General features: G+C 28.5%; 14 protein-coding genes. 8 read left to right on the top strand and 6 right to left on the bottom strand.

The features are described 5' to 3' along the window. Positions 1 to 28: 28 nt before the first annotated feature. Both AB0T67_RS07220 and AB0T67_RS07215 read right to left on the bottom strand, forming a co-directional pair. A complete protein-coding gene (locus AB0T67_RS07220) occupies positions 29 to 2077 on the bottom strand; it encodes a M16 family metallopeptidase (protein ID WP_369219754.1) in 2049 nt (682 codons plus the stop codon). Between the two features lie 21 nt (positions 2078 to 2098). After that, positions 2099 to 3412, bottom strand: coding sequence for a M16 family metallopeptidase (locus tag AB0T67_RS07215; RefSeq protein ID WP_369219753.1), 1314 nt, complete (start codon positions 3410 to 3412; stop codon positions 2099 to 2101). A gap of 207 nt (positions 3413 to 3619) precedes the next feature. On the opposite strand from AB0T67_RS07215, the gene rplU reads away from it, so the two are divergent. The 4 genes from rplU to AB0T67_RS07195 all read left to right on the top strand — a co-directional run bounded on the left by rplU (position 3620) and on the right by AB0T67_RS07195 (position 7543). Then, positions 3620 to 4243, top strand: a complete 624-nt coding sequence (gene rplU / locus AB0T67_RS07210) for a 50S ribosomal protein L21 (protein WP_271231142.1) — start codon at positions 3620 to 3622, stop codon at positions 4241 to 4243. A 36-nt stretch (positions 4244 to 4279) separates the two neighbouring features. Further along, on the top strand, positions 4280 to 4540 hold the full coding sequence (rpmA, locus tag AB0T67_RS07205; protein ID WP_369219752.1) for a 50S ribosomal protein L27: 261 nt from the start codon (positions 4280 to 4282) through the stop codon (positions 4538 to 4540). A gap of 357 nt (positions 4541 to 4897) precedes the next feature. Further along, a complete protein-coding gene (locus AB0T67_RS07200) occupies positions 4898 to 5632 on the top strand; it encodes a LytR/AlgR family response regulator transcription factor (protein WP_271231143.1) in 735 nt (244 codons plus the stop codon). Positions 5633 to 5635: 3 nt separating this feature from the next. Beyond that, positions 5636 to 7543, top strand: a complete 1908-nt coding sequence (locus tag AB0T67_RS07195) for a tetratricopeptide repeat protein (RefSeq protein WP_369219751.1) — start codon at positions 5636 to 5638, stop codon at positions 7541 to 7543. Between the two features lie 39 nt (positions 7544 to 7582). Here AB0T67_RS07195 and trhO read toward each other — a convergent pair whose 3' ends face one another. Further along, positions 7583 to 8614 (bottom strand): oxygen-dependent tRNA uridine(34) hydroxylase TrhO, encoded by a 1032-nt coding sequence (gene trhO / locus AB0T67_RS07190; protein ID WP_369219750.1) that lies wholly within the window; start codon positions 8612 to 8614, stop codon positions 7583 to 7585. 227 nt (positions 8615 to 8841) lie between these two features. On the opposite strand from trhO, the gene AB0T67_RS07185 reads away from it, so the two are divergent. Then, positions 8842 to 9831, top strand: a complete 990-nt coding sequence (locus AB0T67_RS07185; protein WP_271231147.1) for an aspartate-semialdehyde dehydrogenase — start codon at positions 8842 to 8844, stop codon at positions 9829 to 9831. Between the two features lie 79 nt (positions 9832 to 9910). After that, the gene (locus tag AB0T67_RS07180) at positions 9911 to 10567 is read left to right on the top strand and encodes an HD domain-containing protein (RefSeq protein ID WP_369219749.1); all 657 of its coding nucleotides are present in this window, start codon (positions 9911 to 9913) and stop codon (positions 10565 to 10567) included. 203 nt (positions 10568 to 10770) lie between these two features. Here the strand turns inward: AB0T67_RS07180 and AB0T67_RS07175 are convergent, their stop codons facing one another. The 3 genes from AB0T67_RS07175 to AB0T67_RS07165 form a co-directional block, all read right to left on the bottom strand. Beyond that, positions 10771 to 11553: an enoyl-CoA hydratase/isomerase family protein gene (locus AB0T67_RS07175; RefSeq protein ID WP_369219748.1), complete on the bottom strand. Its 783-nt coding sequence runs from the start codon at positions 11551 to 11553 to the stop codon at positions 10771 to 10773. A gap of 4 nt (positions 11554 to 11557) precedes the next feature. Beyond that, the gene (locus AB0T67_RS07170) at positions 11558 to 12970 is read right to left on the bottom strand and encodes a sensor histidine kinase (RefSeq protein ID WP_369219747.1); all 1413 of its coding nucleotides are present in this window, start codon (positions 12968 to 12970) and stop codon (positions 11558 to 11560) included. A gap of 74 nt (positions 12971 to 13044) precedes the next feature. Then, positions 13045 to 14196 (bottom strand): DNA polymerase III subunit, encoded by a 1152-nt coding sequence (locus AB0T67_RS07165; RefSeq protein ID WP_369219746.1) that lies wholly within the window; start codon positions 14194 to 14196, stop codon positions 13045 to 13047. 124 nt (positions 14197 to 14320) lie between these two features. On the opposite strand from AB0T67_RS07165, the gene AB0T67_RS07160 reads away from it, so the two are divergent. Further along, entirely contained in the window at positions 14321 to 14545 is a 225-nt protein-coding gene (locus tag AB0T67_RS07160) for a FeoA family protein (RefSeq protein WP_369219745.1), read from the top strand. 3 nt (positions 14546 to 14548) lie between these two features. Next, entirely contained in the window at positions 14549 to 16654 is a 2106-nt protein-coding gene (gene feoB, locus AB0T67_RS07155; RefSeq protein ID WP_369219744.1) for a ferrous iron transport protein B, read from the top strand. Positions 16655 to 16853 lie beyond the last annotated feature (199 nt).

The raw sequence follows: 16853 nt of genomic DNA, 5'->3' as shown, positions 1-16853 counted from the left end.
TCTTAAAAATTAGTGTTAGATTTTTCTTTTACTGAAAATCAGCATCAGAAACATCTTCATTTATTTTTACTTCTTTTAATTCGAAGTTCATTTTCATTGGTCCCATCGATTGGATTATTAAATGAGGAAATTTAATTCCGTTTACTTCTTTATAATCAGAAAATTCTAAAGGTACTTTTACATCACCTTGAGGTCCTTTCATTACAGATACTTCTTTAATTTTTAAGCCAGATTTTACATCATAAAAAATCTCTTTTTTATCAAAAGTAATTACATAAGCATTTTTACCATTAACAGGTTCTATTCTATTTAAAGTACCTTTTTTATAAGCTTCATCAGAAAAAGGAGATACATTATTTTTTGCATCTTCAAGTTCTTTACCTTCTAATTGTTTCTTTTGCCCACGTGCTTCTTGATATCCTTTTGTTCCATCAAAAATTTCTTTTTGCATCACATTTCCTGCCATTGAAACAATTGTTGAGGTTTTGTTAGGGAAAGCACTTTTTTTAACTAAAATTAATTGCATTCCTTGAACTTTAGCTTCCGAAGTAGCTTTTAAAGTTTTTACACTAGCAATTTTATCTTTACCACCAATAGCATCAAAAAAACTATCTATTACAGATGAAGCATTAACACCTTTAGGAATAGGTAAACTCATTGCAGGTTTAGTTGTTTCGTTACCTTCTTTATCAAAATATTTAATGGCGTATTTAGCTGTTTTTTCTAAATTAGTTAAAACATCAAGTCCTTTACCTGTAATAATAATTCTAGCTTTATCAGCTTTAAAATACTTAATTGCTGCATTTTGAATATCATCTAAAGTAACAGCATTTATGTTTTTTAAATAGTTTTCGTAAAAATTACTAGGTAAATTATAACGAGCAATATTTAAAGCATAACGAGCAGCAGTTTCAGGCTTTTGAACTTCCATAACAAAACTACCAACATACTTTGCTTTTGCATTTTTTAATTCTTCTGCTGATACTTTTTGAGTTCTAATTTTATAAATTTCCTTCTGTATTTCTACCACAGAACTATCTGTAACAATATTACGTACACTAGCTGTTGCTTTAAAAGTTGCAGCAACTTTACTTTGTCTAATGCTAGAATAAGAACCATAAGTGTAACCTTTATCTTCACGTAAGTTCATAAATAAACGTGCTGTACCGCCACCACCTAAAATATTATTTGCTAATAAAGCAGCATAGTAATCTTTGTCACCTAATTTTAAATCGATATTATTTGCAACTACAATTTCAGATTGTACTGCGTTTGGCATATTGATAAAATTAATTTCAGTTGCGCTAACATTTTTAGGTTTTGGAAAATCAACAGTAGGAACATTTCCTTTTTTCCAATTGCTAAATAATTTAGTAACCATTTTTTTAGTTTTCGAAGGATTTATATCTCCTGTGATAACTAAATATGCATTATTAGGTTTGTAATAAGTGTTGAAATTATTTTTGACATCAGAAAGAGTAATATTACCTATTGATTTTTTAGTAGTAAATTCTCCATAAGGATGATTTTTTCCATAAATTAAAGCGTCTTCAACTCTTCTTGCGATTGCTGTAACACTTTTTTCTCCTGCTTTTAACCCATCTAAAGTAACTTTAACTTCTTTATCAAATTCTTCTTGAGTGAATTGTGAATTTTTAACTCCATCAGCCATTAAAGCCAATATTTCAGGAAAGTATTTTTTTAAAGAGCTAGCAGAAGCACCTGAGCTATAAAAATTAACACGAGCTCCAAGATAATCTACTTTTTCGTTAAATTCATCTTTAGTAATATTTGCAGTTCCACGACCTAATAAATCGCCCATCATATTAGATAAACCAGCTTTTTTTCCTTCAAAAACGGCTTTATTATCAATAGTTAAACTTGCAGAGGCTCTTGGTAATTTATGATTTTCAACCATAATAACCTGTAAGCCATTAGGTAATGTAAATTTTTTAACCTTTCCTAATCGTACTTTTGGAGCTGGACCTGGTTTAGGTTGTATACTTCTATCTATTTGTGCAGTGGTAGCAAAAGACACTGCTAAAATTGCGATAAGTGCTATTATTTTTGTTTTCATAGTATATTAATGTCTTTTGATTTATTTCTTTTTTGGTAAATATTCTAAAACTAATCGTTGATTTGGGTTCAGATATTTTTTTGCAGCAGCTTTAATTTCTTCACGAGTAATAGAACGAAAAATATCAATTTCGGTATTTATTAAATCGGTATCACCGTATAAAACATTATATCGAGCTAAAGAATTAGCAATACCTTCAACGCTAGAATTTGAATTTACAAACTCATTTTCAAACTTGTTTTGTAATTTTTGATATGCTTTTTCTGAAATTAAATTAGTTTGAATTTTTACAATTTCCTCATCAATTTCTTTTGTTAAATCAGCTAAAGAAGTTTCTCCTAAAGGTAATCCGTAAACAATATAAGTTCCATAATCTTCTTGACTAAAACTAAAAGCACCTACTTGTAATGCCATTTTTTTAGTATCGACTAATTTTTTATATAAAATAGAACTTTTACCATCACTTAAATACGTAGAAATCATGTCTAAAACTCTAGCTTCTCTAGTTTTCATTGATGGAGTTCTGTAAGCATTAATTACAGCAGGAATTTGAATATTAGCATCATATGCTTTTGCATTTATTTGCGTTGTAATAGGGTCTTCTTTTATAACCGTTCTTTTTATTTCGGCACCTCTAGGAATTGTACTGAAATAATCTTTCACCATTTTTTTTGTTTTTTTGATGTTGATATCACCAGCAACCACTAATGTAGCGTTATTAGGAACATAGAATTTTTTATTAAAAGCTAAAAACTCTTCTAAAGTAGCATCATCTAAATGTTTCATTTTTCCGATAGTAGTTCCTTTATACGGATGTTTTTTAAACATGTTCTTTTTAACATTTTCTAAAAATTTTCCATACGGTTGATTATCTACACGCATTCTTTTTTCTTCCTTTACAACTTCATTTTGAGTATCTACTCCTCCTTGATTAATAACAGGATGTAGTAAGCGTTCAGACTCCATCCATAAACCTAGTTCTAAGTTATTTGATGGAAATATTTCGTAATAATAAGTTCTATCATCAGTTGTATTTGCATTGTTTTTTCCTCCGTTAGATGAAACAATTTTAAACCAATCTCCTTTTTTAATGTTTTTTGTACCTTCAAACAATAAGTGTTCAAAAAAATGAGCCATTCCTGTTCTATCAGGTTGTTCATCTTTTGCTCCAACATGGTACATTACAGCAGTTGTTACTACAGGAGCAGATTTATCTTGATGTAAAATAACATGCATTCCGTTGCTTAAATCGTACTCTTCAAATGCAACTTTTTGAGCATTAGCAGATAAGCTAATAAGCAAAGTCATAGCAAGAGTTGTGATACTTTTTTTCATTGATTTTTTTTTAAAATTTTTAATTGATATTGAAGTATATGACGCAATTTAAATATGTTTGTTACACTTTAAAAATAAAATATTTTTCAATTAAAAAAACGAGTAATTTTCTGACTTTTAGATTGTTTGTTGCCTTAAAATGCGTATATTTGCATCCGCATTTTCATTAAGAAAGTGTATAATTAAGTATAACGCAAAACAAAAAGTATGTACGCAATCGTAGAGATAGCAGGGCAGCAATTTAAAGTAGCACAAGACCAAAAAGTATTCGTACACCGTTTACAAGACGCAGAAGGATCAAATGTAACATTTGAGAACGTTATGCTAATTGAAGACAAAGGGAACGTAACTATTGGCGCCCCAGCTATAACAGGTGCAGGAGTAACTGCAAAGGTATTACGTCACTTAAAAGGTGATAAGGTAATCGTTTTCAAGAAGAAAAGAAGAAAAGGTTACAAAAAGAAAAACGGACACAGACAGTATTTAACTGAGATTCAAATTGAATCTATCGTTGCTTCTGGTACATCTAAAGCTGCTCCAAAGGCTGCTAAGGCTGCTCCAAAGAAAGCTGCGAAAGCTGATGATTTAACGAAGATTGAAGGTGCTGGACCTAAAGCTGCTCAAGCTTTAGTAAACGCAGGAATCGATACTTTTGCGAAAGTTGCAAAACAAGACCCAGCTACATTAAGTAAAATTTTAGTAGAAGCTAGTTCTCGTTTATCTCACTTAGTTACTACTACTTGGCCAAAACAAGCACAATTAGCTGCTGATGGTGAGTGGGATGTTTTAAAAGTGTTACAAGACAAGTTAGACGGAGGAATTGAAAAATAATCCCGTACAAGTTTAATCTAAAAAAATCAATATAAGATGGCTCATAAAAAAGGTGTCGGTAGTTCGAAGAATGGTAGAGAATCAGAATCGAAACGATTAGGAGTAAAGATTTTTGGAGGACAAGCTGCAATTGCAGGTAATATTATTGTTCGTCAAAGAGGTACAACGCACAATCCAGGTAAAAATGTTTACATGGGGAAAGATCATACTTTACATGCTAGAGTTGATGGTGTTGTTACATTCAGAAAGAAAAGAAATGATAGATCATATGTTTCTATAGTTCCTTTCGAGGCTTAAGAAATTTTTATCTACATAAATTAAAGCTCAAACAATTCGTTGTTTGAGCTTTTTTTATGCTCTAAATTTAAAATATAAGCACAAAAAAAAAGTATCACTATTTAAAGCGATACTTTAATTTTAGTTTCATTTTTGATTAATCCCCCAATTTATCAAAATGATTACCCTTGTATATCACAAATATGAGACGAAAATATTATATATAAAGCAATTTATGTATAACTGGTATTAATTTATGTATAACTGGTTTTTATTTTATTTTTTTAGGTAAAAAATGTTCTTTTAAATGTTGTTTTTCAGCTTTTTGTGTTATTATTCAACTTAATATCGATTATATTTGAAGTTAAAAATTGTTTTATGATAAAAGCTGTAATTGTTGATGATGAAGCCAAGGCAATACAGGGTCTTTCTTGGGAGTTGTCTAATTTTAATAATGATTTAGAAATAATACAAACATTTACTGAACCAGAACAAGCCATAAAATATATAAATAATAATTCTATTGATTGTCTTTTTTTAGATATTGAGATGCCAACTATGGATGGTTTTCAATTACTTGAAAAATTAGATAAAAAAGATTTTGCAATAGTTATTACTACTGCTTATAATGAATATGCTATAAAGGCTATTAAAAATCAAGCTATTGATTATCTTCTTAAACCTGTAGACTCTGATGATTTAGAAGAGACATTAAATAGAGTTAAGAATTATCGTATTAAAAACAAAAGCGACAAAAAGTTTGAGCAAATATTATCAACTTTCAATAAAAAATTTAACAAAAGAAAAATTACCATAAACACAGATGGAAAATTAATATTTTTACAAGAGTCAGAAATTGTATTTGTTGAATCGGATGGTAATTATTGCACTATTCATACTGTTAATAATAAAAAAATTGTGGTAACAAAAAAATTGAAAGAGATAAATTTATTACTTCCTGATGATCATTTTTTTAGAATTCATAATTCGTTTATTATTAACTTAAACAAATTAAAAGAGTTTATAAAATCTGATGGATATGTGATTTTAGAAGATAATCACAGAATACCTGTTTCTCGTCAAAGAAAGTCTGAGTTCTTAGAAAAGTTCTAAAAAATGAAATTCTTATTCATAACTATTTTATTTATTACAAGCAACTGTCTATCTCAAAAAAACATTGATAGTTTGATGTTGATTGCCTTAGATAAAAAAGAAGTAAATTTCTTTAAACTTAAAAAACATTTTAAAGGAGTTTCATTTACTGATGAAAAAATAAATAGTTTTTTAGAAAAAAGTAAAGAAGTTAATTATCCTTTAGGAAAAATATTTGCAAAAAATATTCAAGGGTATTCTTATAGAAAAAAAAGAATATATGATAAAGCAACCTTAAAGTTTAAAGAAGCTTTAAAAGATGCAAAAGAAATAAATAACATAGAAGCAGAGATTGTAATATTAAATCAGTTAGGAGTAGCTTATAGAAGGCAAGATAAAGTTCGATTGGCGTTAAATTATCACCAAGAAGTTTTAGATATTATTTCAAAAATAGAGAAACAAAAGATTGATATTAAAGTTATTCATAGTGTTACTATTAATAGTATCGGAAATATTTATTTAGCGTTAAAACAATATGAAAGAGCTTTAGATAAATTTAAAGAGTCTCTTGTTATACAAGAACAATTAGAAGACCTTAGAGGTATTGCTATTAATCATCAAAATATAGGGTTTGCACATAAAAATATAGGAAACTTAGATATTGCTTTAGATAACTTTCAAAAATCATTAAAATATAATGAACTAAATAAAGATAAACTAGGTAAGTTAATTTGTCATAATAGTATTGCTAATGTTTTAATTATAAAAGGAAAGTATAAGATTGCTTATAGATATATTATTGAAGTAGTTTCTCTTGCTGAAAAGATAGGAAATAGATATTACCTATCTGAAGTATATAATACTTTAGGTTGGGTTTTTCTAAAATTAGAGAAATATAAAAAATCTAAATATTATTTAGATAAATCACTTAAAATTTCGGTAGAAAATGATATTTCGTCAAGTTTAATACTTTGCTATCAGCATCTTTCAGAATTAAATAAAAAAAAAGAAAACTATAAATCGGCATTAAATTATTATCAAAAATCAATTGAAACAGAACAAAAAAGGTTTAAGAATAAGAATATTCGCTATGTAAATAGCCTTATTAATAAATATGATATTGAGGTAAGTACCAATAAAATAAAAAACTTAGCTATTGAAAATAAAATGGCTGAAAATAAACTTTTACAAAACAGAAATATTTTAATCATAGCATTGATATTAATTGTCTTATTTGCTGTTTTATTATATTCGATATATAGACAGCGTTTATTAAAAAATGAAAAACAGATATTACTTTTAGAACAAGATGCATTAAGAATTCAAATGAACCCTCATTTTGTATTTAATGCACTTAACTCTATTAAATTATATGTTATTAATAATGACCAAAAAAATGCTGTATTTTATTTAAATAAATTTTCAAAATTAATTCGTAAAATTTTAGAATCAAGTAATGTAAAAGAAGTTACTTTAGGAGAGGAGCTTAAAACAATGAATTTATACATGAGTATTGAAAATATTCGCTTTTCAAATGCCATAATATATACCGAAGATATTAGTGAATATTTAAATGTAGAAACGATTAAAATACCTCCATTAATTTTACAACCTTTTTTAGAAAATGCTATTTGGCATGGTTTATCTTCTAAAAAAGGAGAGAAAAAAGTACAATTATCTATTCGTAAACAGGTAAAAGAGTTTATTCAAATTGATATAGAAGATAACGGAATCGGTAGAGCAGCCGCTTTTATAATTAAAAGTAATAAAACTTTAAAGAGAAAATCGATAGGAATTGATCTAACAAAAGAACGATTAAAGAATTTTTCAATTCAATTTGAAAAGGAGTATTCGTTAATTTATACTGATTTAATTGATGAAAAAGGAAAAGTAAAAGGAACAAAAGTATCGTTAAAAATACCTTTAGTTTAAAATAAAAAAAGCACTCGATAAGAGCGCTTTTAAATAATTTTATTTCTTAAACTTCAGAACTTCAGAACGTCCTTTTTTGAAGATTTTATTACTAGCATGTGTGCCTTTTCGTAATTCTTTTTGTTCTTCCCAAGATAATTGAATAACTTCTTGACAATCGGTTGAACAAGTGTTTTCTGTTTTTTCTGAACATTCATCACATTGAATAAATAATAAATGACAGGCTTCGTTGGCGCAGTTTGTGTGTTCATCGCAAGATTTACCACATTGATGACAATTAGAAATTACATCATCAGTAATTCGTTCAGCTCTTCTATGATCAAAAACAAAATTTTTACCGATAAATTTATTATCAATTCCTTCATCTTTTACTTGACGAGTATATTCTATAATTCCGCCTTCTAACTGAAAAACATTTTTAAAACCTTTGTGTTTGTAATAGGCTGATGCTTTTTCGCAACGAATTCCACCAGTACAATACATTAATAAGTTTTTATCTTCTTTATTATCTTTTAAATCTTCTTCAATAATATCTAAAGAATCTCTAAAAGTATCAACATCTGGAGTTATTGCGCCATCAAAATGACCAATTTCACTTTCGTAATGATTTCGCATATCTACACAAACCGTATTCGGATTTGCTAGCATTTCATTAAAATCTTTAGCATTTAAATGCACACCTTTGTTTGTTACATCAAAAGTTTCATCATTTAAACCATCAGCAACAATTTTGTTACGAACTTTTACTTTTAATTTTAAAAACGATTTATTATCGTGCTCAACAGCTACGTTTAATCGAATATCTTTTAAAAATGAAATAGCATCTAGTTGATCTTTTAAGGCTAAGAAATTTTCTGAAGCAACAGATATTTGGGCATTAATACCTTCGTAAGAAACGTAGGTTCTTCCTAAAACATCTAACTCGTTCCATTCTAAGAACAATTTATCTCTAAAAAGTTGAGGGTTTTCTATCTTATAATATTGATAGAATGAAATAGTAATACGGTCTTTTCCCGCTTCGTCGATTAAAGCAGCGCGTTCGTTGGCGCTTAACTTGTTGTACAGTTGCATGCTATACTTTTTTAAAGTTATACAAAATGTGATGATTTATTTAAAAATCGATACAAATGTACTATTTTTTTGTGTTTTACTGTTTAAAAACACACTTTTAACATTAATTTGATATTTTTTAAACTTTAACTTAAAATATCTAAAAAAATAGATACAAGTAACTTGATTTTTTTAAATCTTTGTACAAGTATAGATTAGTTTTTAGTAACACATTTAATAATTAAAAAATGAGAGTAGCAGTTGTAGGGGCCACCGGAATGGTAGGTAATGTAATGTTAGAAATATTAGCAGAACGTAATTTTCCTGTAACAGAATTAATTCCTGTTGCATCAGAACGTTCAGTTGGAAATAAAATTGAATTTAAAGGTACCGAATATAGTGTTGTAGGTTTACAAACAGCCGTTGATATGAAACCTGATGTTGCTTTATTTTCAGCAGGAGGAGATACTTCATTAGTTTGGGCACCAAAATTTGCCGAAGCAGGTACTACTGTTATTGATAATTCATCAGCATGGAGAATGGACCCTACTAAGAAATTAGTAGTTCCTGAAATTAATGGAGATGTTTTAACTAGCGAAGATAAAATTATTGCAAATCCTAATTGCTCAACAATTCAGTTGGTAATGGCATTAGGTCCTTTACATAAGGAATATAAAATGAAACGTGTCGTAATTTCAACGTATCAATCAGTATCTGGAACAGGTGTTAAAGCTGTTCAACAATTAGATAATGAAGAAGCTGGAATCGATGGCGAAATGGTATATCCTCACCCAATAGGAAGAAACGCTTTACCTCATTGTGATGTATTTTTAGAAAACGGATACACCAAAGAAGAAATGAAATTGGTAAAAGAACCTAAAAAGATTTTAGGTGATGATTCTTTTTCAGTAACAGCTACAGCTGTTAGAATTCCTACTGCAGGTGGGCATTCAGAAGCTGTTAATGTGCAATTTGAAAATGATTTCGATTTAGCTAAAGTACGTGAGTTATTAGGTAAAACTGATGGCGTAATTGTACAAGACGATGTACAAAATAATGTATATCCAATGCCTATTTTAGCACATAATAAAGATGAGGTTTTTGTTGGTAGACTTAGAAGAGATGAATCGCAACCAAACACTTTAAATATGTGGATTGTTGCTGATAATTTACGTAAAGGAGCAGCAACAAATACCATTCAGATTGCTGAATATTTAGTTGCTAATAAATTGATTTAAACATTATTTTTTAGTTTAATGATTTGTTTTATATATTTAAAATCCTGTGTTTTTAACACAGGATTTTTATTTTTGAGGAATGAATGAAAATCAGATAATAGAAAATACGATTGCCTTTGTAAAAAAAACGTTAGCAGGAGCAGAAGGAGGGCACGATTGGTTTCATATAGAACGTGTCTATAAAAATGCTTTATTAATTGCTAAGGATGAAAATGTTGATGTTTTTATAGTATCGCTAGGTGCTTTATTACATGATATTGCTGATGCTAAATTTTATAACGGAGATGAAACTGTTGGTCCTAAAATGGCACGTAAATTTTTAGAATATCAAAAAGTGAAGGAAGTAATAATAATTCATATCGAAAATATTATTAACAATATTTCTTTTAAAACAAGTTTATCTGAAGGAGAAAAATTTACCTCGTCAGAATTAGATGTAATTCAAGATGCAGACAGATTAGATGCAATAGGAGCTGTAGGAATAGCACGTTGTTTTAACTATGGAGGTTTTAAAAATAGAGCCTTATACGATCCTGAAATAGCACCTAATTTAAAGATGACAAAAGCCGAATATAAAAATTCTACGGCACCTACAATCAATCATTTTTATGAGAAGTTATTACTTTTAAAAGATAAGATGAATACTAAAGCAGGAAAGAGAATAGCCAAAGATAGACATAATTATATGCAATCTTTTTTAGATCAATTTCTAAATGAATTTAATGGGCTTAAGTAGGTTTTTATTTATTGTTTTTGTATTTTATTTAGTTATCTAGTGTTATTTTCTTATTAAATTATGTTTTTTGATATTAAATTCATATATTTACAATAAGCAATTAAGCCCCCCGAATTCTTTTTTAAAAAAATTAATCCCCTAATAAAAAAAAGCATCTAGATTTTTTCGAATTTAGATGCTTTTATATTTAAAATAAATGTGTTTTATTTTCCAGGAAAATTTGGTTTTCTTTTTTCTAAAAAGGCTGTTGTACCCTCTTTAAAATCATCGGTAGAAAAAGAATCTCCAAATTCTACTATTTCAGTTTCAAAACCATTAATTCCATCTTTAAAATTATCATTTATGGCTCTAATAGCTGCACTAATTGCAACCGATGAATTGCGCATTATTTTACCAGCTAGTTTTTCTGCCAATGGCAATAATTCATTTTGAGGAACTACATAATTTACCAATCTCCATTGTTTTGCTTCATCAGCAGAAATCATTGTAGCAGTCATTATTAATTCCATCGCTTTTCCTTTACCGATTAGTTGAGGTAAGCGCTGTGTACCACCATAACCAGGAATTACGCCTAAAGATACTTCTGGTAATCCCATTTTTGCATTATCTGATGCTATTCTAAAATGACAAGCCATTGCTAATTCTAATCCGCCACCTAAAGCAAAACCATTAATGGCTGCAATTACGGGAGTTGATAAATTTTCGATTAAATCAAATAAAGATTCTTGTCCTAATCGAGCTAATTTTTCACCTTCTTCTGTTGTGAAATTTGCGAATTCTGAAATATCAGCACCAGCTACAAATGCTTTTTCTCCGCTTCCAGTGATAATTATTGTTTTTACAGCGATATTATCTTCTAAAGTTTCAAAAGCTGTACTTAATTCATTAATGGTAGCGCTATTTAAGGCGTTTAGTTTTTTAGGTCTATTAATTGTAATTTTTGCTAATCCATCAGTAATTGTTACTAAAATGTTTTCGAAATTCATTTGATTAAGTTTTAGGTAGTATTACGGTAAAAACAGTTCCAATTCCTTCGGTTGAAGTGAAAGTAATAGAACCATCATATGCTTCAATTATATTTTTTATCATTCCTAAACCTAAGCCCATTCCACTTGTTTTTGTGGTAAATTTAGGTTCGAAAATTAATTCTTTATTTTCAACTGTAATTCCTTTTCCGTTATCAGAAACTATTATTTTAACATTATTTCCTTCGGATGTTACTTTTATTTCAATCCTCGGGTTTTTCTCATTTTCTTTAATAGCTTGCGTAGCATTTTTAACTAAATTTGTTACAACTCTAATTAATTGTGTTTTATCTAAATATGCAAAAAGCTCAGTTTCTTTAGGTATGTAATAGATATAATTTTCTGTGAAAATATCTAATGAATGTTTAACAACATCAACAACATCTAATTTTTCACGACGTTGTGTTGGCATTTTTGCAAAGTCAGAAAAAGCAGAAGCGATAGAGCTCATTACATCAATTTGTTGAATAAGCGTTTCGCTGTATTCGGCTAATTTTTCTTTGATTTTAGGATCTTCAGGATTAAATCGTCGTTCAAAACTTTGTACGGTAAGACGCATTGGTGTTAGCGGATTTTTAATTTCATGAGCCACTTGTTTTGCCATTTCTCTCCAAGCTTGTTCTCGTTCGCTTCTAGCAAGTTTTACGGCGCTTTCTTCTAATTGATCAATCATATTATTATACGAATCAACTAAAGAATTTATTTCTGAACTAGCAGAGTTTAAAGTGATTTTTTCATTTCGTTGATTCAAACGAGTTTCTTTAATTTTTTCTGAAATCGTTTGAATAGAGCGTGTAATGTAGCTCGATAAAAAATAAGCTAATGAAATTGCGATAATAAACATCAGTAAATAAACAAGTAGTAAACGCGATATAAATTCACGTAATTCTTGTTTTTGCTCTTCATTATCTTGAGCTATTTGTAACTCTAAAAGTCCAATTCGTTTAAAACGGGTATCGTTTATATAAGTATATGATGATTGATAAGTAATTCCTTTATTATTTCTGCTTTTTAAAATTTTATGATTGGAATTATTTGCGAGTTCTGCTACAATAGTTGAAGTTAAATTAGGTGCTTCTTTTTTATCAAAATTATATGGAATAGATGATTTTAAAAGTATTCCATCCATATCGTACATTGATACCGTTAATTTATGAACATAAGCAATATCATAAATACGATCTTGAAATATTTTAGCTAAATTATTGGTGGTAATCGGGTAGGTTGTTTTACGCTTTAATTCAATTTCAATATCGTGTTTTGTTGCACTTTCTTTTCTGTTAAAACGTTGAATATTATAATCTTCAGTTTGTTCTCCATATTGAATGATGGTTACTGTAACAATTAAAATAGAAGCCAATAATACTAATAATATCATTGATAGAAAAATTCTAATTCGTAGTGATATATTTTTTATTTTTAGCAAATTGGATGGTTTTATATTATTTAAAATTAGGCTTTTGTTTTTTCTTCTTTACTATGTAAAAGTCGTGTTAATTTTATTGATAAATCTAATAAAATTATTTTAGCATTTCCATTTCTTTCGATATGATATTGAGCATCATTTATTTCTTTATCAATACTTAAAATATTACCACTATGCACAAAAGGAGCAAATTTTGATAATTGAAAATTAGCCGTTTTTGTTTCTAAAAAAACCAAATCAGGAGTTCCGTAATTTAATAATAATGCTTGTCTGAAAAACTGTAAACAATATTGTAAAAACTGTTTTTGTGTTTCTCTTCCCGATTTAGCAATTATTTCAGACCATTCGATTAAATCTTGAATAACAGCTGCATTTCCTTTGGCTTTAAATGCTGAACGAATCCAAGTAATAAACCATTTTTCAAAAATTAAATCATTAGAATTATTGTTTAAAATATGTAATGCTTTGTTATAATTCCCTTCGGATTGATGTGCTATTTTAATAGCTTCATTTTCTGAAATATTTTCATTTTTAATTAATGAGTTTGCAATATCAGTATCACTTAATGATGGGAAATTTAGTGCTTGACAACGAGATTTTATAGTGTTGATAATTTGCTCTTCATCTTCAGTTATCAGAATGAAAATTGTTTTATTAGGCGGTTCTTCAATAAGTTTTAATAATTTATTGGAAGCAGCAATATTCATTTTTTCTGCCATCCAAATTATCATCACTTTAAAACCACCTTCGTATGATTTTAATTGTAGTTTTTTAACAATATCTAAGGCTTCATCAACTCCAATTTGACCTTGTTTATTTTCTATTCCAATTTTTTTCGACCAGTTAAAAAGACTTCCGTAAGGTTGTTTTTCAATAAAAGATCGCCAATCAGATAAAAATAAATCACTAACAGGATGCTTTTTTACAGCATCGTTGGTAGTTACAGGAAATGCAAAATGTAAATCGGGATGTTGTAGTTTGCTACATTTTAAATTACAAGAATCTGCATTATTTGATGTGCTACATAATAAATATTGAGCGTAAGCAATTGCCATTGGTAATGTACCAGAACCCTCTTTACCAACAAAAAGTTGGGCGTGTGGAATTCGGTTGTTATCAGCAGATTGCTGTAAATGTTTTTTTATATGTTCTTGTCCTATAATTTCATCGAAAGTCATACTACAAATATAAGATTTCAAATACAGAGAACAACCAATAAAAGAAATAGGAGATTGTTAAAATCTTATTGTTTAGAATCATTCTATTTTGGTATCTTTGCGAGTCAATATTATACGTGTTATTTTGAATTCAATTGCAAGTTTACAAATCGGTGAGAGAGGAATTATATCCGAAGAATGTTTAGATATTATTCCTTTGAAATTATTAGAAATGGGCTGTTTACCAGGAACAGAAGTAGAGTTGTTACAAATTGCGCCTTTTAAAGATCCATTATATATTTGTGTAAATGGAAGTCATTTAGCAATACGAAAAAAAACGGCAAGTAAAATTGTAATTACTAAAATATAAATAATGAATAAGCGTATTAAGGTAGCTTTAATAGGAAATCCGAACACAGGAAAAACATCATTATTTAATCAATTAACAGGCTTACACCAAAAAGTAGGAAATTACCCAGGAGTAACAGTTGATAAAAAACAAGGAACTTGTAAAATATCAGAAAATAGTACTGCAATTATTACCGATTTACCAGGAACTTATAGTATCAATCCAACTTCTATTGATGAAAGTATCGTATTAAAAAGCTTGTTAAATTCTAATGAAGATGAAAAGCCAGATGTAATTGTAATTGTTGCCGATATTGAAAATTTAAAACGAAATTTATTACTTTTTTCTCAAATTCAAGATTTAGAAACTCCAATAATTTTAGCCTTAAATATGGCTGATCAGATGGAGCGAAAAGGAATATCAATTGATATTAAAAATTTAGAAAAACAATTAAATACTAAAATTGTTTTAATATCAGCAAGAAAAAATAAAGGAATTGATACTTTAAAAGAAGCAATTGAAAATTATAATTCTTTAAAAATACATTCAGATTTTAAAGAATTATCTCATAAAATTGATCCAATATATTTTGATGAATTAGCCAAAGTAAATTCCCGTTTTTCGGTCTATGAATTATGGATGATGCTTACAAAACAACATACATTTTTACTTTCACTCGAAGAAAAAGAGCAATTGAAATCGTTTGGGCATGATGTTTCTAAACAGAAAAAATATCAGCATAAAGAAACAATTTTTCGTTATCAGAAAATTAATTCAATATTAAAAGAAACTTATACTATTGATGCCTCAAAAGCAACTGATTTACGTGCTAAATTAGATGCTGTTTTTACGCATAAAATATTCGGATATCTTATTTTTTTCGGATTATTATTATTGATATTTCAATCGGTTTTTGATTGGGCATCAGCTCCAATGGATTTTATTGATGGTTTATTTGCTAGCATTTCAGAGTTTATTAAATCAAATTTACCAGCAGGTATGTTTACCGATTTATTATCAGAAGGAATTATTCCAGGAATAGGAGGAGTTATTATTTTTATTCCGCAAATAGCTATTTTATTTTTATTCATCGCCATTTTAGAAGAAACAGGTTATATAAGTAGAGTGGTGTTTTTAATGGATAAAATTATGCGTCGTTTTGGAATGAGCGGTAAAAGTATTATTCCGTTAATTTCGGGTACGGCATGTGCGATACCAGCAATTATGGCAACCAGAACTATTTCTAGTTGGAAAGAACGTTTAATTACCATTTTAGTAACGCCATTTACCACGTGTTCGGCACGTTTGCCAGTGTATGCGATTTTAATTGCCTTAATAATTCCTGATAAGAAATTGTTTGGTTTTATAGGTTTACAAGGATTAACTTTATTAGCGTTGTATGGTTTAGGTTTTGGCTCGGCAATTCTTGGAGCTTATATTTTACATAAAACATTAAAAATAAAAAGTAGTTCATTTTTTGTAATGGAAATGCCTAATTACAAGCTTCCATCTGTTAAAAATGTGTTTTTAGATGTGTTAGAAAAAACCAAAGCTTTCGTTTTTGGAGCAGGTAAAATAATATTAGCGATATCAATCGTATTGTGGTTTTTGGCTTCTAATGGAGCTTCGGATTTTAAAAATGCTGAAAAAAATGTTACTCAAAATATAGCGAATCAAAAGTTGTCATCAACAGAGTTATCACAAAAAATAGCATCAGAAAAATTAGAAAATTCTTACATAGGAATTGCAGGGAAAGCAATTGAACCAATTGTAAAACCTTTAGGATATGATTGGAAAATAGGAGTTGGATTGATAGCTTCATTTGCCGCACGAGAAGTTTTTATAGGAACATTAGCAACTATTTATAGTGTTGAAAATAATGATGATGATATTTCTACTATCAAACAAAAAATGGCGGCAGAAATAAATAATGAAACTGGTGAAAAACGTTTCAATTTTGCCACAGGAATATCTTTATTGTTATTTTATGCCTTTGCAATGCAATGTATGGCAACTTTGGCAATTGTTAAAAGAGAAACTAAAAGCTGGAAATGGCCTATAATACAACTTGTAGGTATGGGTTCTTTGGCTTATTTAACAGCTTTTTTAGCTTATCAAATACTTCGTTAATGCAAGAAATTATTACATATATAACAGTCGGTTTTGCTGTATTTTTTTTGATGAATAAATTTTTCATCAAGAGTAAAAATAAAAAAGGTTGTAATACTGATTGTGATTGTTCTTAAAAAAAATCATCTTTTTTTCTTATAGATTATCAATTAATGTACTTTTGTGGTATTATAATTGATATCAGTAAAAAAATAATTAA

The organism is Tenacibaculum salmonis, assembly GCF_041053065.1.
GTDB classification, from domain to species: Bacteria; Bacteroidota; Bacteroidia; order Flavobacteriales; family Flavobacteriaceae; genus Polaribacter; species Polaribacter pacificus_A.
This window is presented reverse-complemented; position numbering and strand designations above follow the sequence as displayed.